The 24,634-nt window shown below is 72.0% G+C and carries 21 protein-coding genes; 15 read left to right on the top strand and 6 right to left on the bottom strand.

Features of this window, described 5'->3' with window-relative positions; all coding sequences use genetic code 11:
• The first annotated feature begins 3 nt into the window (after positions 1-3).
• From iolC to ACFYOS_RS05160, 6 genes are all read left to right on the top strand, one after another.
• On the top strand, positions 4-1,095 hold the full coding sequence (gene iolC, locus ACFYOS_RS05185; protein ID WP_387136136.1) for a 5-dehydro-2-deoxygluconokinase: 1,092 nt from the start codon (positions 4-6) through the stop codon (positions 1,093-1,095).
• Positions 1,092-1,985 (top strand): aldolase, encoded by an 894-nt coding sequence (locus tag ACFYOS_RS05180; protein ID WP_387136135.1) that lies wholly within the window; start codon positions 1,092-1,094, stop codon positions 1,983-1,985. The genes iolC and ACFYOS_RS05180 overlap by 4 nt, the downstream gene beginning before the upstream one ends.
• Positions 1,982-2,899 (top strand): 5-deoxy-glucuronate isomerase, encoded by a 918-nt coding sequence (iolB, locus tag ACFYOS_RS05175; RefSeq protein WP_387136134.1) that lies wholly within the window; start codon positions 1,982-1,984, stop codon positions 2,897-2,899. Before ACFYOS_RS05180 ends, iolB begins: the two co-directional genes overlap by 4 nt.
• Complete coding sequence (gene iolD, locus ACFYOS_RS05170; protein ID WP_387136133.1) at positions 2,896-4,842, top strand: 3D-(3,5/4)-trihydroxycyclohexane-1,2-dione acylhydrolase (decyclizing); 1,947 nt, start codon at positions 2,896-2,898, stop codon at positions 4,840-4,842. The genes iolB and iolD overlap by 4 nt, the downstream gene beginning before the upstream one ends.
• Positions 4,839-5,870: a Gfo/Idh/MocA family protein gene (locus ACFYOS_RS05165; protein WP_387136132.1), complete on the top strand. Its 1,032-nt coding sequence runs from the start codon at positions 4,839-4,841 to the stop codon at positions 5,868-5,870. The genes iolD and ACFYOS_RS05165 overlap by 4 nt, the downstream gene beginning before the upstream one ends.
• A 105-nt stretch (positions 5,871-5,975) precedes the next feature.
• The gene (locus ACFYOS_RS05160; protein ID WP_387136131.1) at positions 5,976-7,469 is read left to right on the top strand and encodes a CoA-acylating methylmalonate-semialdehyde dehydrogenase; all 1,494 of its coding nucleotides are present in this window, start codon (positions 5,976-5,978) and stop codon (positions 7,467-7,469) included.
• An 83-nt stretch (positions 7,470-7,552) separates the two neighbouring features.
• Here ACFYOS_RS05160 and ACFYOS_RS05155 read toward each other — a convergent pair whose 3' ends face one another.
• Positions 7,553-8,761 (bottom strand): MFS transporter, encoded by a 1,209-nt coding sequence (locus ACFYOS_RS05155; protein ID WP_387136130.1) that lies wholly within the window; start codon positions 8,759-8,761, stop codon positions 7,553-7,555.
• Between the two features lie 312 nt (positions 8,762-9,073).
• A complete protein-coding gene (locus tag ACFYOS_RS05150) occupies positions 9,074-10,006 on the bottom strand; it encodes an NAD-dependent epimerase/dehydratase family protein (RefSeq protein ID WP_387136129.1) in 933 nt (310 codons plus the stop codon).
• Between the two features lie 136 nt (positions 10,007-10,142).
• Here ACFYOS_RS05150 and ACFYOS_RS05145 point away from each other — a divergent pair, with 136 nt between their 5' ends.
• From ACFYOS_RS05145 to ACFYOS_RS05135, 3 genes are all read left to right on the top strand, one after another.
• A complete protein-coding gene (locus ACFYOS_RS05145; RefSeq protein WP_387136128.1) occupies positions 10,143-10,826 on the top strand; it encodes a TetR/AcrR family transcriptional regulator in 684 nt (227 codons plus the stop codon).
• A gap of 227 nt (positions 10,827-11,053) precedes the next feature.
• On the top strand, positions 11,054-12,421 hold the full coding sequence (locus ACFYOS_RS05140) for an alpha-hydroxy-acid oxidizing protein (RefSeq protein ID WP_387136127.1): 1,368 nt from the start codon (positions 11,054-11,056) through the stop codon (positions 12,419-12,421).
• A gap of 80 nt (positions 12,422-12,501) precedes the next feature.
• On the top strand, positions 12,502-12,807 hold the full coding sequence (locus ACFYOS_RS05135; RefSeq protein ID WP_387136126.1) for a hypothetical protein: 306 nt from the start codon (positions 12,502-12,504) through the stop codon (positions 12,805-12,807).
• A gap of 45 nt (positions 12,808-12,852) precedes the next feature.
• On the opposite strand, the gene ACFYOS_RS05130 is transcribed toward ACFYOS_RS05135, so the two are convergent.
• Both ACFYOS_RS05130 and ACFYOS_RS05125 read right to left on the bottom strand, forming a co-directional pair.
• Positions 12,853-13,518, bottom strand: a complete 666-nt coding sequence (locus ACFYOS_RS05130; RefSeq protein ID WP_387136125.1) for a response regulator — start codon at positions 13,516-13,518, stop codon at positions 12,853-12,855.
• Positions 13,515-14,855 (bottom strand): sensor histidine kinase, encoded by a 1,341-nt coding sequence (locus tag ACFYOS_RS05125; RefSeq protein ID WP_387136124.1) that lies wholly within the window; start codon positions 14,853-14,855, stop codon positions 13,515-13,517. The genes ACFYOS_RS05130 and ACFYOS_RS05125 overlap by 4 nt, the downstream gene beginning before the upstream one ends.
• A gap of 128 nt (positions 14,856-14,983) precedes the next feature.
• Here ACFYOS_RS05125 and ACFYOS_RS05120 point away from each other — a divergent pair, with 128 nt between their 5' ends.
• The 6 genes from ACFYOS_RS05120 to ACFYOS_RS05095 all read left to right on the top strand — a co-directional run bounded on the left by ACFYOS_RS05120 (position 14,984) and on the right by ACFYOS_RS05095 (position 20,360).
• Positions 14,984-15,571, top strand: coding sequence for a hypothetical protein (locus tag ACFYOS_RS05120; RefSeq protein ID WP_387136123.1), 588 nt, complete (start codon positions 14,984-14,986; stop codon positions 15,569-15,571).
• Complete coding sequence (locus ACFYOS_RS05115) at positions 15,568-16,671, top strand: peptidoglycan-binding protein (RefSeq protein WP_387136122.1); 1,104 nt, start codon at positions 15,568-15,570, stop codon at positions 16,669-16,671. Before ACFYOS_RS05120 ends, ACFYOS_RS05115 begins: the two co-directional genes overlap by 4 nt.
• Positions 16,672-16,757: 86 nt before the next feature.
• The gene (locus ACFYOS_RS05110; protein WP_387136350.1) at positions 16,758-17,444 is read left to right on the top strand and encodes an ABC transporter ATP-binding protein; all 687 of its coding nucleotides are present in this window, start codon (positions 16,758-16,760) and stop codon (positions 17,442-17,444) included.
• Entirely contained in the window at positions 17,441-18,625 is a 1,185-nt protein-coding gene (locus ACFYOS_RS05105) for an ABC transporter permease (RefSeq protein WP_387136121.1), read from the top strand. The genes ACFYOS_RS05110 and ACFYOS_RS05105 overlap by 4 nt, the downstream gene beginning before the upstream one ends.
• 111 nt (positions 18,626-18,736) lie before the next feature.
• Positions 18,737-19,855, top strand: a complete 1,119-nt coding sequence (locus ACFYOS_RS05100) for an AraC family transcriptional regulator ligand-binding domain-containing protein (RefSeq protein ID WP_387136120.1) — start codon at positions 18,737-18,739, stop codon at positions 19,853-19,855.
• 73 nt (positions 19,856-19,928) lie between these two features.
• Entirely contained in the window at positions 19,929-20,360 is a 432-nt protein-coding gene (locus ACFYOS_RS05095) for an SRPBCC family protein (protein WP_387136119.1), read from the top strand.
• A gap of 120 nt (positions 20,361-20,480) precedes the next feature.
• On the opposite strand, the gene ACFYOS_RS05090 is transcribed toward ACFYOS_RS05095, so the two are convergent.
• Entirely contained in the window at positions 20,481-21,062 is a 582-nt protein-coding gene (locus tag ACFYOS_RS05090) for a hypothetical protein (protein ID WP_387136118.1), read from the bottom strand.
• A 256-nt stretch (positions 21,063-21,318) separates the two neighbouring features.
• Positions 21,319-24,513, bottom strand: a complete 3,195-nt coding sequence (locus ACFYOS_RS05085) for a S8 family serine peptidase (RefSeq protein WP_387136117.1) — start codon at positions 24,511-24,513, stop codon at positions 21,319-21,321.
• Positions 24,514-24,634: the final 121 nt, after the last annotated feature.

Raw genomic sequence — 24,634 nt, 5'->3', positions numbered from 1 at the left:
GCCATGGCGGCGTCGATGCTCGGTGACCGGCCGGGCGGCGAGCCCTCGGCGTACGACCTGGTGGCCGTCGGCCGGTGCGGGGTGGACGTCTATCCGCTGGACCATGGCGTGGGCCTGGAGGACGTCACGCGGTTCGAGAAGTTCCTCGGCGGCAGCGCGACGAACGTGACGGTGGCCGCCGCCCGGCACGGCCGTCGATCCGCGATCATCACCCGGACCGGCCGGGACCCGTTCGGGCGCTACGTCCATCGCGAGCTGCGCCGGCTCGGTGTGGACGACCGGTTCGTCAGCGCCGTGGCCGGGCCGCCCACGCCGGTCACCTTCTGCGAGGTCTTCCCGCCGGACGACTTCCCGCTGTACTTCTACCGCTACCCGATCGCCCCGGACCTGATGATCGAGGCGAACGAACTGCCGCTTCCCGCGATCCGCGCGGCCCGGGTCTTCTGGGCCACCGTCACCGGCCTGTCCCAGGAACCGTCCCGCGCCGCCCACTTCGCGGCGTGGCAGGCCCGCGGGCGCCGGCCAAACACCGTGCTGGACCTCGACTACCGCCCGATGTTCTGGCCCGACCCGGGCGAGGCCGCCGCCCAGGTGCGCGCGGCGCTCGACCACGTCACGGTCGCGGTCGGCAACCGCGAGGAGTGCGCGGTCGCGGTCGGCGAGACCGACCCGCACCGGGCGGCGGACGCCCTGCTCGAGCGCGGGGTGGAGTTGGCCGTGGTGAAGCAGGGGCCGAAGGGCGTGCTGGCCGCGACGGCCGGCGAGCGGGTCGAGGTGCCACCGTTCCCGGTGACCGTGGTGAACGGGTTGGGCGCCGGGGACGCGTTCGGCGGGGCACTCGTGCACGGCCTGCTCAGCGGCTGGGACCTGGAGCGGATCCTGCGGTTCGCGAACGTGGCCGGGGCGATCGTGGCCGGCCGGCTGGAGTGCTCGACCGCGATGCCCACCGAGCCGGAGGTCGAGGCGGCCCTCGCCGCGGGCGCGGTGGGGCCGGCCCGCCCGGCGAACGGCGCGGCCGGCTCGGCCGGCGCCGGGATCGGAACGGCCGCCGGGGGCGCCGCCCCAACCGGCGCCGGGAAGGAGATCCCACAATGACGCTGGCGCGGCTGGACACCGCCGAGCTCACCGAGATCCGGGTACGGGAACCACGGCGGATCACGGACGGCTGGCGGACCCGGAAGCGGCGGAACCTGGCCGGCGCGGACGGGCGGCTACTCATCGTGGCCGCGGACCACCCGGCGCGCGGATCGCTGGGGGTCCGCGGCGACCGGCTGGCCATGGCCTCCCGGGCCGAACTGCTGGACCGGCTGGTCGTCGCGCTGTCCCGGCCAGGGGTGGACGGGGTACTCGGCACCCCGGACGTCCTCGACGACCTGCTGCTGCTCGGCGCGCTGGAGGAGAAGGTCGTCATCGGTTCGATGAACCGGGGCGGCCTGCACGGCGCGGTTTTCGAGTTCGACGACCGGTTCACCGCCTACACGGCCGACGAGATCGCCGCCCGGCGGCTTGACGGCGGCAAGATGCTCACCCGGATCTGCCTGGACGACCCGGCGACCGCGGCCACCCTGGCGGCAAGCGCTCGCGCGGTCACCGAACTCGCCGGGCACGACGTGATGGCAATGGTGGAGCCGTTCCTCTCGGTACGCGACAACGGCCGGGTGCGCAACCTGCTCGACCCCGACTCGACCATCCGGGCCATCCAGATCGCCGCCGGGCTCGGCGTGACCAGCCGGCGCACCTGGCTGAAGCTGCCGGTCGTGGCCGACCTCGCCCGGGTCATGGCGGCCACCACGCTGCCCACCCTGCTGCTCGGCGGCGACCCCACCGGCCCGGCGGACGAGACGTACGCGGGCTGGGCCGCGGCGCTTGACCTGCCGAGCGTGCGCGGGCTCGTGGTGGGCCGGGCGCTGCTGTACCCGCCGGACGGGGACGTGGCCGCCGCGGTGGACACCGCCGCGGCGCTGGTGCACGGGGGTGGACGGTGACCGGGGACAACGGCCGCTGGGTACGGCCGTACGGCAGCGCCACCGAGGACGGGTTCCCGGTGTCGATCACCGACGCTGTTCCGGGGTGGCGGCACACCACCCTGCGGGTGGCCGAGCTGGACCCCGGCGGACGGGTGGAGCTGGACCTCGGCGACAGCGAGGCGGTGGTGGTGCCGCTGCGCGGTGGCTGCGCGGTGACCGCGGCGGACAGCGCCGGCCGGCACCACGAGGCCCGGCTCGCCGGGCGGCCGGACGTCTTCGCCGGACCCACCGATGTCGCCTACGTCCCGCGCGGCAGCCGGCTCACCGTGTGCAACGACGGCAGCGCCCCGGCCCGCGTGGCGTTGTGCGGGGCGAGGGCGCGGAAACGCGCCAGCCCGCCACCGTTCCGCCAGCTGGCCGCTGCCGAGGTGCCGGTCGAGCTGCGCGGCGCGGGTACGGCCTCCAGGCTGGTCCGCAACTTCGGCGTGCCGGACGTGTTGGAGGCGGACTCGATCATCGCCTGCGAGGTGGTCACCCCGGCCGGCAACTGGAGTTCCTATCCACCGCACAAGCACGACGAGGAGCGGGCCGGCGCGGAGACCGCGCTCGAGGAGATCTACTACTTCGAGGTCCGGGCGGCGGAGGGCGGCGGCACCGATCCGGTGGCCTACCAGCGGGTGTACGGCACCCCGGAACGGCCGCTGGACGTGCTGGCCGAGGTGCGCACCGGCGACGTGGTGCTGGTGCCGCACGGCTGGCACGGGCCGGCGATGGCCCCGCCCGGCTACGACCTCTACTACCTGAACGTGATGGCCGGTCCCGGCGCGACCCGCGCCTGGCTGATCTGCGACGACCCGGCACACGCGTGGGTCCGCGGCACCTGGGACCAGCAGGCCGTTGATCCACGACTGTCGAACGGAGGTTACCGATGACCACCAGCGCCGGGACGGTGCGGCTGACGGTGGGCCAGGCCGTGGTGCGCTTCCTCGCCAACCAGTGGACCGAGCGGGACGGCGAGCGCCACCGCCTGTTCGCCGGCTGTCTGGGCATCTTCGGGCACGGCAACGTCGCCGGGCTCGGCCAGGCCCTGCTCCAGGACGAGCTGGCCGGCGGCCCGGACCGGCTGCCGTACGTGCTGGTCCGCAACGAGCAGGCGATGGTGCACACCGCGGTGGCGTACGCCCGGCAGCGCGACCGGATGTCCACCTGGGCGTGCACCGCCTCGGTCGGCCCCGGCTCGACCAACATGCTCACCGGCGCCGCGCTGGCCACCGTCAACCGGCTGCCGGTGCTGTTGCTGCCGTCGGGCACGTTCGCCACCCGGGTGGCCCGGCCGGTGCTTCAGGAAATCGAGATGCCGGAGACCGGCGACCGGACGGTCAACGACGCCTTCCGCCCGCTGTCCCGATACTTCGACCGGGTGGACCGGCCCGAGCACCTGCCAGCCGCGCTGCTCGGCGCCATGCGGGTGCTCACCGATCCGGTGGAGACCGGGGCGGCCACCGTCGAGCTGCCGCAGGACGTGCAGGCCGAGGCGTACGACTGGCCGGTCGAGCTGTTCGCGCCGCGGACCTGGTACGTCCCGCGGCCGGTGCCGGAGCCGGCCATGGTGGACCGGGCCGCGGCGCTGATCCGGGCGGCCCGCCGGCCGCTGGTCGTGGCCGGCGGCGGCGTGCACCACTCCGGGGCCGAGGAGGCACTGCGTGCGTTCTGCGACGCCACCGGCATCCCGGTGGCGGAGACGCAGGCCGGAAAGGGCGCGCTGCCGCACGGGCACCCGCAGGCCATGGGCGCCGTCGGGTCCACCGGCACCACGGCCGCCAACGCGCTGGCCCGGACGGCCGACCTGGTGATCGGCGTCGGCACCCGGTACAGCGACTTCACGACCGCGTCGCGCACCGCGTTCCAGCACCCCGACGTCCGGTTCGTCAACGTCAACGTCGCCCGGTTCGACGCCGGAAAGCTGGCCGGCCTGCCCGTGGTCGCGGACGCCCGGGAGGCGCTCGCCGCGCTCACCGGGGCCATCGCCGGGTACACCGTCGATCCGGCGTACCGGGACGAGCAGGCGGAGCTGTTCCGGGCCTGGGACGCCCAGGTTGAGGCGGTCTACCATCCGTCGCCGGAGGTCACCGGCCGGCTGGCCGACGGGGTGCTGACCCAGGGCACCGTCCTCGGCTGCGTGAACGAACTGTCCGACCCCAGGGACGTGGTGGTCTGCGCCGCCGGCTCGATGCCTGGCGATCTGCACAAGCTGTGGCGGGTACGGGACCGCAAGGCGTACCACGTGGAGTACGGCTACTCCTGCATGGGCTACGAGATCCCCGGCGGCGTCGGGGTGCGGCTGGCCAACCCGGACCGGGACGTGTTCGTGCTGGTGGGCGACGGCTCGTATCTCATGATGCCGACCGAGCTGGTCACCGCCGTGCAGGAACGCGTCAAGATCATTGTGGTGCTGGTGCAGAACCACGGCTTCCACTCGATCGGTGCGCTGTCCGAGTCCCTCGGCTCGCAGCGGTTCGGCACCGGCTACCGCTACCGCGACCCGGCCACCGGCCGGCTCGACGGCGGGACGCTGCCGGTGGACCTCGCGGCCAACGCGCGCAGCCTCGGAGCGAGCGTGATCGAGGTACGCAGCCGGGCCGACCTTGAACAGGCGATCAAGGATGCCAAGGCGACGCCGGCCGACGGCGGTCCGATCGTCATCCACGTGCAGACCGATCCGCTGGTGCCCGGCCCGGACAGCGAATCCTGGTGGGACGTCCCGGTCAGCCAGGTGAGCGAACTCGCCTCCACCCGCCGGGCCCACACCGAGTACGTCGCGCACAAGGCGGCCCAGCGGCCGCTGCTGGCACCGACCGGGGAGAATGAACAATGATCGAACGCCCGCTGCGGGTGGGCATCGTCGGCGTCGGAACCATGGGCGCCGACCACGCCGACCGGCTGGCCACCCGGATCGCCGGGGCCGAGCTGGTGGCCGTCGCCGACGCCGAGGCCGCGCGGGCGGCCGAGGTGGCCGCGCGCCATCCGGGCGTACGTCACGTGGCCGACCCATTCGACCTGATCGCCGACGACGACGTGGACGCCGTGCTCATCGCCTCGCCCGGCTTCGCGCACGAGGAGCAGGTCCTCGCCTGTCTCGCGCACGGCAAGTACACGCTCTGCGAGAAGCCGCTGACCACGGACAGCGCGTCCGCGCTGCGGCTGGTCGAGGCCGAGCGGGACAAGGCCGGCCGACCGCTGGTCCAGGTGGGATTCATGCGGCGGTTCGATCCCGAGTACGTCGAGCTGAAGCGGTTGCTCGACGCCGGGCCGCTCGGCCGGCTGCTGCTGGTCCACAACATCCACCGGAACAAGACCTCTCCGGCGTGGTTCCGCGACTCGGCGGCGATCGTCAACGACTCGCTGGTCCACGAGGTGGACGCGTGCCGGTGGCTGTTCGGCGCCGAGGTCGAGACGATCACGCTGCTCACCCCGACGGCCAGCGGCCGGGCGCCCGAGGGCCTCCGCGACCCGCAGGTCGCGCTCTTTCACATGGTCGGCGGCGGCCTGGCCACCACCGAGGTCTTCATCAACTCGCAGGTCGGCTACGAAGTGCGCTGCGAGGCGGTGGCCGAGTTGGGCAGCGCCACCGTCGGTCTGGGTCAGCAGATGCTGGTCCGCCGCGACAACGCCTACGGCGGCCCCATCCCGGACGACTACCGCCAGCGCTTCGCGGGGGCGTACGACATCGAGGTCCAGGCATGGGTGCGGGCCTGCCACCGCGGCGTGGTCGAGGGCCCGACCACCTGGGACGGCTACGCGGCGACGGCGGTCTGCGAGGCGGGGGTGGCCTCGCTGGCCACCGGAGCGCCGGTCCGGGTCGACCTCGCCGACCGCGCCGAGATCCTTGGGGTACGGCCATGACCCCGGCCCAGCCACGGCTGTGACGCTGCACCGGCCGCGGCCGTGCGGTCCGGCTGTGACGCCGCGCCGGACCGCCGCCCCGCACAACGAAGGAGCGTGAGCATCATGTCCACCCGGATCACCCATTTGATCGGCGGCCGCGACTGGAAGGGCGTCCCGGAGCGCACGGGCGAGGTCTACAACCCGGCCGCCGGCGCCGTCAGCGGCCGGGTCGACCTGGCCTCGGCGGACCTCGTGGCCGAGGTGGCCGCCACGGCGAAGGCCGCTGCCCGGAACTGGGCGGACGCCTCGCTGACCCGTCGCACCCGGGTGCTGTTCGCCTTCCGGGAGCTGCTCAACCAGCGCAAAGAGGAGATCGCCGAGCTGATCACCGCCGAGCACGGCAAGGTCCTCGACGACGCCCTCGGCGAAGTCACCCGAGGGCTGGAGGTGGCCGAGTTCGCCTGCGGCATCCCGCACCTCCTGCAGGGCGGCTACACCGAGGGGGCGTCCACGAACGTGGACGTGTACTCCATCCGCCAGCCGCTCGGCGTGGTCGCGGTGATCTCGCCGTTCAACTTCCCGGCCATGGTGCCGCTGTGGTTCGTGCCGATCGCCATCGCCTGCGGCAACGCGGTCATCCTCAAGCCCAGCGAGAAGGACCCATCGGCGGCGGTAGCGGTGGCTCGGCTGTGGACCGAGGCCGGCCTGCCGGACGGCGTGATGAACGTGGTGCACGGTGACAAGGAAGCCGTCGACGCGCTGCTGACCAACCCCGACGTGGCGGCCGTGTCGTTCGTCGGGTCCACCCCGATCGCCCGGTACGTCTACGAGACGGCCACCGCGCACGGCAAGCGGGTCCAGGCGCTGGGCGGCGCCAAGAACCACATGCTGGTGCTCCCCGACGCCGACCTCGACCTGGCCGCCGACGCGGCGGTGAACGCCGGCTTCGGTTCCGCCGGGGAACGGTGCATGGCGATCTCGGCGCTGGTCGCCGTGGAACCGGTCGCCGACCGGCTGGTGGCGAAGATCAAGGAGCGGATGGGCGGCCTGCGCACCGGGGACGGCACCAAGGGCTGCGACATGGGCCCACTGGTCACCGCCGCGCACCGGGACAAGGTCACCGGATACGTGCGGGCCGGGATCGAGGCCGGCGCCACCCTCGTGGTCGACGGCCGGGAGGGCCCCTTCGACGGCGACGAGGCCGGCTTCTGGCTCGGCCCCACCCTGTTCGACCACGTCACCCCGGAGATGTCCATCTACCGGGAGGAGATCTTCGGCCCGGTGCTGTCCGTGGTCCGGGTCCCGTCGTACGACGCGGGACTGGATCTGATCAACACGAACCCGTACGGCAACGGGACGGCGATCTTCACGAACGACGGCGGCGCGGCCCGGCGCTTCCAGCGGGAGGTGGAGGTCGGGATGGTCGGCATCAACGTGCCGATCCCGGTCCCCATGGCGTACTACTCGTTCGGGGGTTGGAAGAGCAGCCTGTTCGGCGACACTCACGCGCACGGCATGGACGGGGTGCGGTTCTTCACCCGGGGCAAGGTGGTCACCTCCCGCTGGCTCGACCCGAGCCACGGTGGCCTCAACCTCGGGTTCCCCCGCACCGACTGACTGCGATCATCGAGGGCGTCGAGCACGTCGGCCCGAAATTCATGGTCATCGTTCACCGTGAACTACAACTGACGCCCAGATGGCTACCACAGCCAATTTCGCTCCAGGCGAAGCGCCACGTAGAGCAGTAGCCCGGACAAGGCGGTGAGGACGGGTGCGACCGCGAAGCCGGCAACCAGTCCAATGTGGTCGGCAAGCGAGCCGAGCAGGAACGGGGCGGCGAGGACCAACACGCCGCCGAGGAGTTGGGCGAGGGCGTTGGCGGCGTCAGTGTTACCCGGTGCTGTGGCAAACGCAAGAGCCAGAGCCAGCGGGAACTGGTTGGCGATGCCTAGGCCGGTGAGGAAGAGACCGAGCAGGGCGAAGGCGGCGTCGTCGGGAAGCCACAGGGCGACCAAGCCGGCGAGGGTGACCGCCAGGGACAGGCCCACCAGGATGCCGGCATGGCCGCTTTTACGGCGGGTGAGACGGGCACCCACGATCCGACCGAGCAGGATGCCGGCGTAAAGGACAGTCATGGCCGTCGCCGCCGCGGAGGTGGACAGCCCCTTCGCAGCGGTCAAGAGTTCGGCGCCGAAGTACACGACGGAGAACTCAACCCCGATGCCGACCGCCACGAGCGTAGATAGCAGCCAACACGCCACGGAAAGCCGGGCGCTGCGCCTGCCCTTCGTGCCGGGCGGGCGGGAAGGCGGCGCGGGTATCGACTGGTGTCGAAAGATAACGGCCAGCACAACGATGCCGACGGCGGGTAGTGCCATGGCGGCCCGCCACGTGGTTGTGGTCGTCGGGAGGATCCCCAGGGCCAGCGGAGCGACAACAGCACACATTCCGGCGCCGATGTTCATCTCCACCAGGGCTTGATCTCGACGCGGGCCGTGGTGGTCGGCGAGCACCGACTGCGTGGTGGTCTGCAGGGTGGTACCGGCGAAGCCCATGACCGCGGCGCCCAGCACCGTGATGGCGACGGTGTGGGTGAGGGTGAACAGGGCGGCGCCGGCGGTGGTCACCAATGCAGACCACCCCAACACGCCACGCCAGCCAATCGTCGCGGCCAGCAGCCGAAACGCGGCCCCCGCCAGTACTGAACCGGCAGCCCACGCCGCCGAGTAGACGCTGATCATTGTGTACGAGAAGCCAAGCTCGGCACGCAGGAGGGCAAGCGCGGGGCCGAAGGCGTACAGCCAGAATGCGTAGGCACCCAGCGCGCTGTAGGACAACATCGTCAGCCCGTCCCGCACGAAGGCGTCGCGGCCGGAGACCGTCATCGTCATCTCTGCCCGCTTAACCATGCTTGCCGCACCTTCTCCTCACTTGCCCGAGAACTCCCCGCGCCCCTCTGCCCGACCCGTGCCGCCGGTCCCACCGAAGGGGCGTGATCTCCACCATTTGTCAACTCGCGAGGGCGATCGGGAACGTGGGCTCCCGGTACGACGAGCACCGGCATCAGGCACACAGCTGCCCCTACCGGCCCTCGGGCGGCGGCTCTGCCGGATCGAATCCGGCCAGCCGATACTGCTCGCCGCCCATGACCTGATCGTTGTGCACCCGATCGGCGCCGTCGCCCGGCTCCTCGCCCACCTGCGCATCGAGCCGGTAGCGAGTCAGCGCGCAGCTGGTGCGCGCAAGCCCTCGATGGTCTCCCGCAGCGCTTCGTCGGTCGAGGTCGGTTCGATCCCGAAGGCGGCCGTGGCGTCGGACGAGTCCAGTACAAAAGGCCGTTGTAGCTGGTACTGGACCTCAATCATCTCCCGCGCAGCCGGATCGAAGAGTCCTGCGAGGCGGAGTGCGAAGCTGGGCATCTTGGCCACTTGGGCGACTGGCGCCTTCGCCAGTTCGGCGGCACGGGTGGCAAGCGCACGGATGGATAGCGGCGGCGCGGTGGGCACATGCCACGGTCGGCCCCACGCGTTCTCGTCGGCCGCGACTGCGACCAGCGTGCGGGCCACGTCACCGACGTAGGTCCAGCTGTGCGGCGCGTCCAGGTCGGCGGGCATTGAACCGCGCTGACCGGCGAGCACCTTGGGTAGCACCATGACGTTGAACGGGGAGATCGTGCCCGCACCCAGGTAGTCCGATCCGCGGACCTCGGCTGTCCGGATCCGCCCGGCTTCGTGCGCGGCCAGTGCGTCGGCCCACAGTTTGGCCCGCACCTTGCCCTTTACCGAGTTGGGACGCAGCGGCAGCTGTTCGGTCATCGGGCCATCGACCTGGCCGTAGCCGTAGAGGTTACCGGTGGTGACGAGCACTGCCCCGCTCGCCTCCGCGGCACGCACGAGTGCTGCGCCGAGGGGCGGCCAGTCGGTGGGCCAGCGGTGATATGCCGGGCCTGCGCAGCAGTACAGCGCGATGGCGCCTTCGGCGTGCCGGGCGAGAGCGTCGGAGTCATTGGCATCCGCGGTGATGCGGGCGATCCCGTCTTGTTCCGGGCCGGCACCACTACGGCTGAGAAGACGCACTCGCTCGCCTTTGCCAGCGAGTAACCGTGCGGTGGCCAAGCCGACCGGGCCGGCTCCGATGATGACGTGAAGGGACATGCTTGGGAACACCCTCTTCGACTCGGCGAGAACATCGTTCTCGGACAAGTGCACCGTACTCGGGTTGCGGTCGCCGCGTCAAGAACAGTGTTCTCGTCCAGTTCAAGTGTTCTCGGACCTGTGCGATACTGGAGGCATGGCCGCACCTTCGTTGCGTGACCGGGTCCGCTCGGAGATGAACCAAGAGATCAAGGAAGTCGCGCGCCGGCACCTCGCTGCGGAAGGCGCGAACCTGTCGCTGCGCGGCGTGGCCAGAGACATGGGCATCGTCCCTTCGGCCCTGTACCGGTACTTCCCGAGCCGCGACGCCCTGCTCACCGCGCTGATCATCGACGCGTACGAGACGCTGGGCACGGCGGCGACCGAAGCCGAATCGGCCGTGCCTCGCGACGACCTACGCGGCCGGTGGCTAGCCGTCTGCCGCGCGGCGCGTACGTGGGCGCTCTCGCATCCGGCCGAGTACGGCCTGCTTTACGGCAGCCCAGTACCCGGTTACGCCGCGCCGCAGGAGACCGTTGCGCTGGCAGCGAAAGTGGTATCCCTGCTCGTGGACATCGTCATCGATGGCTCTGAACAATTGGAGCCAGTGTCGTCGCCGGTCCCCGGACCTGTCCGCGCCGACCTGCGCCGTCTGATCGACCAACATCCGGGCGACCTGCCGGAGGAACGGCTCGACCGCGTGTTCGTCGGCTGGACCCACCTGTTCGGCCTAATCAACTTTGAGGTGTTCGGCCGCTTGGACGGCACGATCGAGGCACGTGCTGAGTACTTCGACCACCACATGGCCCTGATGGCCGACCTGGCCGGAGTCCCGAGCTGACCCTGCTTGCGGAGATCGGGAAGGGAGCCCCTCCAGGGTGGCTTCCAGCAGCGCGCCAACGACCTGCCCGCGCCGTGCCGCCCGCCGTCCATGGGTCGTCTCCATGGCGTGCATGCTCGGCGCTCGCGCGCACGATTCCATGTCAGCTGACTTGGCACGTCGGCTGACTCGGTTCTAGGGTGCTGCTCTCGGCAGCAGCCGGAGCCAGCCACCTCGGAGGACCCAGCATGACCGACACGGCCCGCCAGTCCGTCGGCGCCACGGACCCGAGCAGGATCGGCACCCCGGCCGCTACCCGCACCGGCGCCGACCCGGCGCCCACCGGTGTCGGGCTGAGCCGTCTGCAGCACATCTACCGGGAAGGCATGCTCGGGCGGCGACCGGTCGTACCGACCGACTTCGCCGAGCTGGAGCGGCGGGCACGCCGCGCCAGCAGCCGGATCGCCTGGGCCTACGTCGCCGGAGGCGCCGGCGAGGGACGCACGATGCGGCGGAACCGGGCCGCCTTCGACCGCTGGGCGATCGTCCCCCGGATGGCGGCCGGCGCGGTCGAGCGGGACCTGTCGGTCGACCTGCTCGGCACCCGCCACGCCAGCCCCGTCCTGCTCGCACCGGTCGGGGCCGGTGCGCTGATGGGCCGGGACAGCGACCTGTCCATCGCCCGCGCCGCGGCCGCCACCGGCACCGCATACGTCTTCTCCAACCAGGGCTGCAACGCCATGGAGGAGTGCGCCACCGCGATGGGCGACACCCCGCGCTGGGTCCAGCTCTACTGGAGCAAGGACGAGGGCCTCGTGGACAGCTTGATCCAGCGGGCAGAGTCGATCGGGGCCGGCGCCCTCGTGGTCACCCTGGACACCACCGTGCTCGGCTGGCGGCCACAGGATCTCAACCTCGGCTCGCTGCCGTTCACCCGCGGCGTCGGCATCGCCCAGTACACCTCGGATCCCCGCTTCGGCGCTATCGTCGCCGACCGGGTAGCCGGGCCGGCCACGAAGCAGGACGTTCGGGTCACCCTGAGCGCCGTACGCACCCTGCTCGCGATGACCCGCAACCATCCGGGGCGCTTCTGGCGCAACCTGCGCTCCCCCCTGCCCCGCGCCTCGGTTGAGACATTCCTGGACATCTACTCCAACCCAGGGCTGTCCTGGCGCCATCTGGAGACCCTGCGGGAACGCACCCGACTGCCGGTGGTGCTCAAGGGCATCCTGCACCCGGACGACGCGCGCCGTGCGCTCGACCTGGGGGCGGACGCCATCGTGGTGTCCAACCACGGCGGCCGGCAGGTCGACAACGCCATCGCCTCTCTCGACGCCCTGCTCACCATCCGCGACGAGATCGGCCCGGAGCCGACTCTGCTGCTCGACAGCGGCATCCGCACCGGAGCGGACGTCTTCGTCGCGCTCGCCCTCGGCGCCGACGCCGTCCTGCTCGGCCGGCCGCACCTGTACGGGCTCGCGCTCGCCGGACAGCGCGGCGTGGAGGACGTCATCCGCAACGTCGTGGCCGAACTCGACCTCACCATGGCGCTCACCGGCGCCCGGGACCTCACGGACATCACCCGCGACCTGATCTCCGCCGCTCCCTCCGACTGACCGGGCGGGCAGGCGGATCCAACCTCTGACCAGCATGAACTTCGGGCGCAGGCGATCCTCCACCGGTGTACGGTCGTGGCATGGGCCTCCCCACCGCAGCGACCACAGCGGGCTCCCTCATCGGCGGATGGCAGCTCGCCCGCCGGACCGGTAACCGCCCCCTCGGCGGCGTGGTGCTTGCAGCGGGCGGCGTGCTGGCGGGCCGCGAGTGGGCCCGGCGGACGAGCCCGGCCGTGACCGCAGCGCTGGTCGCGACCTACGTCGGGGCCTTCGGCCTGTCACACCCGCTGGCCAGGCGCATCGGCGCCTGGCCCTCCGTGCTGGCTGTCTCGGCGCTCACCGCAGCCGCCTCGTACGCCTTAGCAGACCGCCGCGCTCCGCGCTGAGCGCGACACCTCCGCGGCGATCGGCGACCCTTCGCTTGGTCGACGCTATCGGTCGTTGCCGACTTCTACCAGGCCGCACTCGTAGCCGAGAATGACCGCCTGCACCCGATCCCGCAGCCCCAGCTTCGCCAGGATCCGGCCGAGGTGCGTCTTGACCGTGCTCTCGGAGACGAAGAGCGCCGCCGCGATTTCCGTGTTCGACAGCCCTCGCGCGACCAGGATCAGCACCTCGCGCTCGCGCTCGGTCAGCGCCGCCAGCCGCGCTGTCGCCTCCGATCGGGGCGGGGTCTTGCCGAGGTAATGCGCGAAGAGGCGGCGGGTGACGCTGGGCGCGGCCACCGCATCGCCGGCGGCCACCACCCGCACGGCGGAGATCAGGTCGGCGGCGAGCGCGTCCTTGAGCAGGAAGCCACTGGCTCCGGCGCGAAGCCCGGCCAGCACGTACTCGTCCAGGTCGAAGGTGGTCAGGATGATCACGCGGGCCGCGTGGGGGCCGAGGCGGATGCGGCGGGTGGCCTCGATGCCGTTCAGGCCCGGCATCCGCACGTCCATCAGGACCACGTCGGGCCGGCTGCGGGCCACCACGTCCAGGGCCTGCGACCCGTCGGCGGCCTCCCCGACCACCTCGATGTCACCGGTCTCCTCCAGCACCAGCCGGAACCCCGTGCGCACCAGCGTCTGATCGTCGACCAGCACCACCCGTACGCTCATCGCGGTACCGACGTGATCTCGCGCGCCTGCAGCGGCAGCGTCGCGCACAGCCGGAACCCGCCGGAGTCGGACCGGCCGGTTTCCAGTTCGCCCCCCAGCATGGCGACGCGCTCGGCGATGCCGCGCAACCCGTTGCCGCACCCGTCCGCCCCGTCCGCCAAGCCCGTGCCGTCGTCGGCCACCTCCACCTGGAGCCGTCCGGGCTCGAATGCCAGCCGCAGCACCGCGCCGGCATCCGGGCCCGCGTGCTTCAGCGTGTTCGTCAGGGCCTCCTGCGCGATCCGGTACGCGGACAGATCGACCGTCGCGGGCACCGCTGCGGGCACGCCGTCGACGTGCAGCTCGATCCGCATTCCGGTGGACCGCAACTGGTCGATCAGCGCGGGCACCGCGCCGAGGCCGGGCAGCGGGGTGAGTCGCGCGTCCTCGGCCGGATCGGTGCGCCCGGCGGCGAGCAGCCGGCGCATCTCGGCGAGCGAGGCCCGCCCGGTGGTGATCACGTGCTGCAGGGCGGTGGCGGCGCGGTCCGGATGCCGGTCCAGCGCGGCGGACGCGCCCTGCGCCTGCACCACCATCACCGAAATCCCGTGCGCCACCACGTCGTGCAGTTCCCGGGTGATCCGGGCGCGCTCGGCAGCGACCGCCAGCGCCGCCCGTTGTCGCTCCTCCCGGGCCAGGTCGGCGGTGCGCTGCTCGACCGCGGCCAGGTGCGCGCGCCGGCTGCGCATCGCGTCGCCGACCGCGAACGCCGCGACCAGCAGCAGCCACAGCTCCGTCATCGACTGGCCCACATTGACCAGTCTGTCGACCGAGAACACCGGGGCCGGTAACGGCGCCGGCCTGACCACCTTTCCTACCGACGCCACCTCGACCTGCTCTTGCACGACCTGCTTGCGGGCGAACTCCTGCCGTTCGGCATAGATCCGGCCGCCCACCATCGTCGCGTAGGTCAGGAGCATGGCGAGCGCCAGCACGGCGAGCGAGAGCCGCCGGTTCCGGGCCATCGCGGCCACGGTGTACAGGACCAGCGGAAGCGCCAGATCGAGCAGCTGGAACTTGGCGTCGATGAACAGGTGGCCGAACGTCCCGGCCCCGGCGAAAACCAGGGCCAGCGGCGGATGGTGTTGTCTGATCAGCAGGCCGATAACGATCAGCGCGGCGAACATCCACCACAGTTGGTCCGCCGGGAGATCGTTCTTCTTGAGGTACTCCGCCGCGGCATCCGGGTTGGTCCTGGCCAGGAATCCCATTACCAGCCCGGGCCCCACGGTCGGCACGATCAGCACCAGCGCCAGGGCGGCGTCGGTCAGGAAGTGGCGCGGCACGAACCGGGGCACATTCCCATGGTAGGGAGCGGAGGCCCCGGCAGCGTCCGACTCAGGTGCTACGTCCGCGGTACCGGCGGCGGCCCAAGGACCGACTCCAGTCCGATGAGTTCCATCGCTGCGGCGGCCACCGTGAAGCCATGACCAGAACAATGTCCACAGTGTTCCTCGCCGCACTGCTCGCGGTCGGGGCCGGGGTCGCCGGATGCGACGCCGGCGGTTCTGCCTCCGCGTCGTCGAGCCCGTCGGCGTCCGCCTCGGTGAGCCGGCAGCAGCTCCTCGCCCTCGGCCAGGAGTGGGTCCAGTGCATGCGCGACCACGGCATGTCCCGGATGCCGGACGCGGAGCTCACCTCGGACGGATACCTCTCATTCCCACCTCAGGGCGGGTACGAGTGGAAGACGGACCTGCGGAACCATCCGGGGGTCATCGAGGCGTGCAAGTCGATCGAGGACCGTTACCCCCCGACGGCCTTCCGCCCAAAGGAAAAGCTCTCGGCCGAGGACCTGCGCAAGCTCGCCGAGTACGCCAGGTGCATCCGCGAGCACGGCGTCCCCGAGTTCCCCGACCCGAACGCCGCTGGCGAATTCGACCTCACCGGAACCCCGTTGGCGAACGGACTCCCGCCCCAGCGGATGAACCCCGCGGAGCAGGCGTGCCGGCAGATCTGGAGCGGGGACATCCGCGTCAGGGACAACGGCGGTGGCGCGAACGGAGGCAAGAAGTGAGCCGCCGGCGCGGGACCGGCACGGTGCTCGCGGTTGTGGTGGCCGCGCCGCTCGCCGCCGGCGTGGCCTACGCCGCCCACCCCCAGGGGAACGCCCCGGACACACCCGCCGCCGCGGTGGCCATCGGAACGGCCAAGGTCACCCAAGGCACGCTCACCGAACGCGTCCAGGTCGGCGGCGTCCTCGGCTACGCCGGCTCCTACACGGTCGACCATCAGGGCGCGCCGGGCGTGCTCACCGCGGCACCCGACACGGGCGACACGATCGGCCGTGGCGGTGTCCTCTACCGGGTGGCCGACGCGCCGGTCCGCCTCCTGCTGGGGAGCGTCCCTGCCTACCGCGACTTCCGGTACGGGATGAGCGACGGCCCCGACGTGCGCCAACTGGAGCGCAACCTGGTCGCCATGGGCTTCGACCCGTATCACCGGATCACCGTGGACCGGCACTTCAGCGCCGCCACGGCCGCGGCGATCCGGCGCTGGGAGGCGTCCCGGGGGCTGCCGGCGTACCAGCGCACCGGACGACTCACCCAGGGCGAGGTCGTCTTCCTGCCCACCCCGCTGCGCGTAATCCAGCTGCAGATCCGGGTCGGCGGCACCGTCGGACCCGGGACAACGGTGCTCAGCGGGACGTCGACGGACCGGGCGGTGACCGCCCAACTGGACACCGCGCAGCGCAGCGCCGTACACACCGGCGACCAGGTCGAGGTCAGCCTGCCGGACGCCGACCCGATCCCCGGTCGGGTCAACGCCGTCGGCGAGGTCGCGACGGGGCCCTCCGCTGACTCGGGCAACGGCCCGCAGCAGCCGGCGAACCCGGACACGGCGACGGTCCCGCTCACCATCGCGGTCCGCCTGCCCCGCGGCTCCGGCCTGGATCAGGCACCGGTGACCGTCGACATCGTCACCGGCACCCGCCGCGATGTCCTGCTGGTCCCGATCGCCGCACTGCTCGCGCGGCCGGGCGGCGGCTACCAGGTGCGTCTGGCCGGCGGGGCCGCGGTTCAGGTGGAACCGGGCAGCTTCGACGAGAGCACGGGCCAGGTGGAGATCGTCCGCGGCCTCACCGCCGGCCAGACCGTGGAGGTGCCTGCGTCATGACCGACCACGCCGAGCGGCACCCAACCGTGGTGCACAACGACCTCACCGGCGAGGACCAGGACGGCATGGCAAAAGGAGGCACCGCCATGACCGCCGTCCTGGAGCTGATCGACACGCGCAAGGTCTACCCGGGCACGCCACCCGTCGAATCGCTGCGCGGCGTCACCCTCACCGTGCACAACGGCGAGTTGGTCGCCGTCGCCGGCCCGTCCGGCTCCGGCAAGACCACGCTGCTCAACCTCGCCGCCGGCCTGGACCGCCCGTCCAGCGGCTCGGTACGCATCGCCGGCCACCCGGTCGAGAAGCTGCGCGACAGGCAGCTCTCCGGTGTGCGTGCACACCTCCTCGGGGTCGTCTTTCAGCAGTTCTTCCTGCTGGAGCGGCTGACGGCGGCAGAGAACGTGGCGACCGGCCTGCTCTACCGCGGCGTGCCGGCCGCCGAACGCCGGCGTGCCGCCCGCGCCGCATGCGAGCGGGTCGGCCTGGCCCACCGCGCCGACTTCCCCGCCGCGCATTTGTCCGGCGGCGAGCGGCAGCGCGTGGCGATCGCCCGCGCGCTGGTCGGCCGCCCTGCCGTGGTGCTCGCCGACGAGCCCACCGGCAACCTCGACTCGGTCACCGGCGCCGAGATCGTCGAACTGCTGCGCGAGCTCAACGACGACGGCGTCACCATCGTGGTGATCACGCACGACGAGCGGGTCGCCGCGGCGATGCGGCGCCGCATCCAGTTGCGGGACGGCCTGGTGGTCGCAGACAGCGGGGGTGCGTCGTGAGGTCCCGCCTGCGCGTCGCCGACCTGCTGCCGGTGAGCACCGTGGGCCTGCGGTCGCGGCCCGGACGGGCGGCGCTGTCCATCCTCGGGGTGGCGATCGGAATCGCCGCCATGGTGGCCGTGCTCGGCGTCACCCGGTCCAGCCAGGCCGACGTGCTCGCCCGCATCGACCGGGTCGGCACCAACCTGCTCACCGTGGCCAACGGCAAGACCATCCGCGGGGACGAGGCCAAGTTGCCGGTGACCGCGGGCACGGCGGTGGCGCGTACCGATGGGGTGCTCACCTCGGCGGCCACCGCGACCCTCGACGTGCGCATCTACCGCAACGACCGGATACCGCCCGGGCGCACCGGCGGGCTGTCCGTGCGGGTCACCGACCCGGCGCTGCTCGCCACGCTGGACGGCACCCTGGTGGACGGCCGCTTCCTGGACGCGGCGCTGGCCCGCTATCCGGCGGTGGTGCTCGGCCAGTACGCCGCCACGTCGCTGGGCATCCGCGACATCACCGGCCACCCGCAGGTCTACCTCGGCCACCGCTGGTACACCGTGGTCGGCATCATGGCGCCGGTCGAGCTGGCGCCCGAGCTGGACGCGTCGGCGCTGATCGGCGCGCCGGTGGCGGCCGCCCAATTCGGGTACGACGGCAACCCGACCCGGATCTTCGTGCGGGCGCAGACCGAGCGTACCGACGAGGTGGCCGGCCTGCTGGGGCGGGCGGCGAACCCGGCCCACCCGGAGGAGGTCGCCGTGAGCCGGCCCTCCGAAGCGCTCACCGCCCGGCTCGCGGTCACCGGCGGCGCCACCGTTCTGCTGCTCGGTCTGGGCGCGGTGGCGTTGCTGGTGGGCGGCATCGGCATCGCCAACGTGCTGGTGATCTCGGTCCTGGAGCGGCGTGGCGAGATCGGGCTGCGCCGGGCGCTGGGGGCCACCCGGCGGCACGTCGCGGCCCAATTCCTGGTCGAGTCGCTGCTGCTGGGCGCGGGCGGCGGCGCGGTGGGGGTGTTGCTGGGCACCGCGGTCACGTACGCGACGGCCACCGTCCGCGGCTGGCAGACGCTCGTGCCGGCTGCCGCGATCGGCGCGGGACTGGCCGCTGCCATCCTCATCGGGGGGCTGGCGGGCGTCTACCCGGCGACGCGGGCCGCCCGTCTCGCCCCGGCCGAGGCGCTGCGCACGGCTTGAGCGCCGGCACCACGCCGGATAAGGCAGCACGGATCCGGGTCGCCAATGCCCGGAAGGACGACTCGACGGTCCGGATCCGTGGCCACCCCGGGCATGTCCGCTCGGGCTGTCATGACGGTACGTCAGCGACAGTCCCGCCTCCTTCGCACGCAGGATCGTCGCGATCCGGTACAGGTTGATCGAGCCGGGGGTTCAGTACTCTCTCGGATCATGTCAGAGGTCCTGATCTCGGCCGAGGCGCCGCGGATGTTGCTGCCCTCGCTGGCACGCCTCGGAGCCGATCCCACGCGGCTGGCGCGAGAGGTTGGTCTCGACTTGAGCCGGCTCGAGGTGCCCGCATGGGTCAGTGCCGAGCGCGTGTACGCGCTCTGGGGCCGATCCGAGCGGCTCCTGGACGATCCGCTGGTCGGGGCACACGTCGGGCTCGGCCATGAGGTCGGCATGCTCGGCCTCCAGGACTCGCTCTACCTGACTTCCGAGACGCTCGGTGAGGCGATCGAGGTCACGCTGCGTCATCTGGCCTCGCTGTCCCGCGTGGGCGGGGCGACGCTGACCGACGACGGCAGGTTCGTCACCCTGACCACGCATGTGCCGCCGGACCATGCCGCCATGACCAGCCTGCAGTCGGCGAGCTTCGGCGTCGCCTACCAGATCGCGATGGCCCAGCGCGCCACCGGGACCCGCGTCACGCCGTACAGCGTCGGCTTCATGCAGCCCGCGCCCCGGTTGCACCGTCCACTGGTCCATGCTCTGGGTGTCGAAGAAATCCGGTTCGGCGAGCCGACCAACACGGTGACCTTCCGTAAGGCGGATCTCGCCACCCGCATCCTCAGCGCCGACCCGGTGCTTGCCACGGTGCTGCGCCGGCACGCCGCCGGGCGGATCCAGACATTCCCCGCCGTCGACGACCAGACGGCGGCGCTGGATTCGGTGCGGCGGTGGCTCCCCCGCGCGTTGGCAGCCGGCGAGGTGAGTCTGACTGCGGCGGCGACGCACATGCACGTCAGCCCCCGTACCCTCCAGCAGCGATTGCGCTCGGCGGGCACGACCTGGCGTGCCGAGGTGGACGCGGCCCGGGCAGCACTCGCAGCGGAGCTGCTGGGCGACAGCGCGATGCCGATCGCCTCGATCGCGGCCCGCCTCGGATACTCGGACGTACGCGCCTTCCGGCGAGCGTTTCACCGCCGGCACGGCAGCAGCCCCACGGACTACCGGCGAGCCGCCTCGTAATCCCGCGCGTTCGGTCCCCGCACCGGCGCGAACTGTCCTCCCGCCGTGACGATCACGCCGCGAAGATTCCGGCATGAGGACCATCACCACCGAGATCGAGATCGAAGCTGCCCCCGCCGCCGTATGGGAGGTGCTAATTGACGTCGCCGCCTATCCGGAATGGAACCCCTTCCTGCGGGAGGCAACCGGCCGGCTGGCCGTGGGCGAACGGCTGAACTTCCGGGCCTATCCCCCGGGCTCCAGCCCGATCTCGCTCAAGCCACGCGTCCTGGCCAAGACACCACCACATGAGCTGCGCTGGATCGGCCGGCTCCTGATGCCCGGAGTCTTCGACGGGGAGCACATCTTCACCCTGACCGCCACCTCGGACGGCCGCACCCGGCTCGTGCAGGCCGAGCGGTTCACCGGGATCCTGGTGCCTTTCACCGGAAAGCTGCTGAACAACACGCAGGCGGGCTTCGTCGCACTGAATGAGGCCCTCAAGAAGCGGGTGGAAGGCAGCTGACGGCGGCTGGTCCAGAGCGGGTCGTCGCCGGTACCCGAGTGATCGATACGCAGCGAGGTCTCCGGTAGCGGGTTCATCGACCGAGACGACACCCTGAACACCGGAGACCTCGCGGCCACCTCAGCGGTGAGAAGGCGGTTCGACCGGACCGACGGGCAGTGGGCGGCACTGGAAACGCTGGTCAGATTCAGCCACCCGCCGGTACATCACCCACTTCTCGGCGGTCAAGCCCGCCTGGTGCTTCGCCTCTGTCGGTGGCATTCCGGAGGCTTCCAAGAGCTCAGAGACGCCTACGCGCAGTTTCGAGACGACGACGGTCCCGGCGAACTCGACACCGTCGGCGCACGCCTCGTTGACCACTTTGATGGCCTGCAGGGCCCGCGCCCGCGCAAGGTCAGGCTCCTGGCCGGCGAGGAAATCACGATGCAACAGCCGGAGCGCCTCGCCGAGGTGCTCGATCGACGCCGGAAGACCGACCGGCACCGGTTCACTGGCGCGTATCGTCGACACGGCCCAATGCACCATCTCGCGGCTGTTGGTGTAGGCGAGTTCGAGGTGCTCGGCGGCGTGCTCGTACCGGCGCATGATGCCCAGCCGACGTCTCCGCCATGGTGACAGCACCGCGACCTCCCGCGCCGCCTGCGCCGCGACGATAAAGTACGTGCGCAGCCGCTCGTAAGCATCGCGGCCTTCTCGCCGCACGCTCCCCGGCGGTGTACGCCGAAGGGGGCCGCGCACCTCTCACCTCCGTGAATCCATCGGCTCTCCGACGACATCGTCTTACAGGGCGCAAGATCGAGTGCTTGAGATCCCCAATCTGTTCCGCCATCGGCGCCCCACCGGGGGCCTCGTCGCCAAACACCGTCGACCGGTGTGATCTTGTTTGCTCGCGACCATCGGCGGACGCCGCAGTCCGGGGCGGCACCGGCAGGTGGCCACCCCGGACTGCGGCAGTGGTTCAGGCGATCCGGTAGGCCCGCTGGATCGTCTGCGTCACCATGTTGCCGGCGACGTCGGTGGCCGTCAGGCGCAGCGACACGAAGCCGGGCCGTCGCGGATGGGCGATGCGTGCGACGCCCCGCAAGACCGGCAACGCGACCCACGTTCTGCCGTCGTCGAAGGATGCGGCGACGTCGAGCGTGCGGTTCGGCGCGGCGGCCGAGCCCGCCTGCTGGTCCAGCGCCACGGGGATGGTCATCGTCGTGCCCGCCCGGGCCGTGTTGGTGTCGTCGAGCACGGGCATCGGCCGGGCCGTCGTCAGGGGCAGTCGCTCCGGCGTCGACGTGTGCGCCGAGGTGAAGGTCCAGGCCACCGAGACCGACGTCGACAGGGTGTCCGGGGCGCCGCGGGTGACGGTCGCCTCCAAACGGTAGGCGGCCTTGTCGGCAGGCACCGAGAAGTCCGCGTACGGGCCGTCCGCGGTGGCGATCTCCTTACCGTTGCGCGACAACCGGAAGTGGACCGGCAGGTCGTCGCGGCTGGCGGGGCGGCCGGTCGCATCGCCGAACAGCGGCGGCGCTGCCACCGAGATGGTGTCGCCGTCGCGGCCCGCGTACCCCAGCGGCGACCAGGCCGACGCCTGGCCCACTGTGGGCCCGAACGGCGCATCGTTCCAGGTCTGGGTGTACGTCCTGCCCGGCTGGAAGGTGGACTCCTGCGTGGTGACGTTGTCGCCCTCGACGAACGTGGACGTCCAGACGATGCCGCCGTCGGTGTTGTAGTACTCGGTGGCGCGGAACGGCAGGTCGATCGACGTGCTCGAACCGATCGGACCCGGGCCGCCGGGGGACGCCGCGCGGTGGAAGCGGACGGCGGTCGCGGTGGTGGACTGGCTCCGGTAGGTCGCCTTGACGGTGGCGAGGTTCGCCGGCGACAGCTTCGTGGTCAGCCCCGTGAACATGTCGCCCCGGCGCACGTACGCGAGGTCGTAGGTGTAGGGGCTGTTCCGGAACGTCCGGTCGGGGCCCGGCCGGGCAAGCCCGACGCCCAGCGTCACGGTGAATTCGGGGGCCGCGACGGCGGGCCCGATCCGGCCGAAGAAGACGTCCGCGAACGACACGCCGCTGAGCTGGACACCCGGATAGCGGAAGCCGTCGTTCCAGTTCGCGCTCACGTTGATCGAGAGCGGTGCGGCGTCCCGCTGCGGCACCGTCAGCGCGACCGCCCGGGCCGTACGGGCGTCGAGCGCCTCGGTGACCGGGCCGTGTACGTCCAGGACCGGCTGCACGAGCAGGGTCGACACGTTGCCCTCGTGGATGGTGCTGTACAGCGCGTAACGGCCCTTGGGTAGCCGCAGGGTGCCGCCGCCCGGTTGCCCGTCAATGATGGTGAACTCCCCGGTCGCCAGGTTCGCCGCCACGGTCCGGTACTCCGTGGCCGGCGTGCCGTCGCGTCCGGTGTGGTCAAGTCGGACGTCGTAGCTCTCGATCTCGCGGTTGAGCGCGAACGGCGTCCGCACCCGCAGGTCCCCGGCGCCGGTCGCCGTCAGCGCGCCCTGGTAGAGGCCGTCGGGGGCGTCCACCCGGGTGTCCACGGTGATCGTCGCCTCGGCGTGGCCGCCGGCCGGCACCACCAGGGTGGCCGGGCTGACGGTGATCATGCCGGCCGCGGCCGGCGCGACGGTCAGCGACAGGGTGACCGGCGCGCTGCCCGTGTTGCGGTAGCCGACGACCTGGGAGATCGGGGTGTCGTCGGCGTGGGGCCAGCGCTGGACCGGGAAGTCGACCGCGGCGACGTCGGCGGCGATCGGCTGGCCGATGGCACGGCCGATGTCCACCCGGCCCGCGCCCTGCTCGTAGAGGCTGTCGTCGCCGGCCGGCTTGGCCGAGCCCATCAGGGCGGCCTTGAGTTGCGGGCCGGACCAGTCCGGGTGCTGCCCGACGAGGATCGCGGCCGAACCCGCCACATGCGGGGTGGCCATCGACGTGCCCGACATGGCGACGTAGTCGCCGCCCGGGGCGGCCGCCACGATGTCGACGCCGGGCGCGCTGATCTCGGGCTTGATGTGGTTGTCGCCGACGCGGGGGCCCCTGGCGGAGAAGTAGGCCCGCTGGTCGTCGGCGTCGACGGCGGCGACGGCGAGGGCGTCGTCCGCGGAGGCCGGCGACATGACCGACTTCGGCTTGCCCTCGTTGCCGGCGGCGACCACGAAGAGGGTGCCGTACCGGTGACTCAGGTCCTGTACCGCGGTCTCCAGCGGGTCGAGACCCGGTGCGTCCGTACCGCCCAGGCTCACGTTGACCACGCGGGCCTGCGACGCGGCCCACTGCATGCCGGCGATGACGTCCGAGTCCTGGCACTCCACGCTGGCGCAGACCTTGCCGACGACCACCTTCGCGCCCGGCGCCACGCCGCGGTACCGGCCGCCGGAGGCGGCGCCGCTGCCCATGATGGTCGACGCCACGTGGGTGCCGTGGCCGACCGTGTCGCCGGGGTCGTTGCCGCCGGTGAAGTCCCGGATCGCGGCGATGTGCCCGGCGAAGTCGGGGTGGCTGGCGTCGATCCCGGTGTCCAGCACGCCGACCGTGACGCCGGTGCCGTCGAAGCCGGCCTGCCAGGCCGCTGGTGCGCCGATCTGCGGCACGCTGCGGTCCAGGGAGACCCGGCGCTTGCCGTCCAGCCAGACGTGGGTGACCCCGGCGGTGAACGTGCGCTCGGACGGCGCGCCGCGGGTGAGTGACGCCCAGAGCGTGACTCGCTCGTCCAGGCCCGCCCGTACGGCTAGCGCGTGGGCGGCGGGCAGGTCGGCCCGTACCCGAGCGGCACCCTCGACGGCCGCAGACCGTGCCATCGGCGCCATGTTCTCCGGGTACGCGACCAGCAGCGGCAGTTCGGCGGTCCGGTCGTCGTAGCCGAACTCGCCGAGCGCGGTGAGGTCGAACAGCCGCCGGTCGAGTTGCCCGCCGTGCAGCAGCGGCATCGCGTCGACCGGGACGACGTACTGGTGACCGCCCTCCCGGCTGCTCACGAACCGCATGCCGGCCCGCCCCGGCCCCCGCTGGATCTCCAGGTGGCCGTCGGCGTCCAGCGACACCCGATCCCCGGTGATCAACGTGTAGGTACCGGGCTTGCCGGAGACCGTGGCCCCCGGCTTCTCCTGCGCGTCCGCGTGGGTAGCCGTGAGGCCCGCCGCCGCCAGCGCGGTCGCGAGCACTCCGGCTGTCAGGGCGCGTCGTTGCCGTCGTCGCACATCGTCCTCTCCGCCACGGGCCTCTCCCGGGACGGCACGATGACGCACGGCCCGCTCGAGAGGTTGATCATTCACGGTGTGACGA

Origin of the sequence: Micromonospora sp. NPDC005806, from assembly GCF_042871425.1 — a bacterium.
GTDB lineage: Bacteria > Actinomycetota > Actinomycetes > Mycobacteriales > Micromonosporaceae > Micromonospora.
Note: the sequence above shows the minus strand (reverse complement) of the source record. Positions and strands in the feature narration are given on the sequence as shown.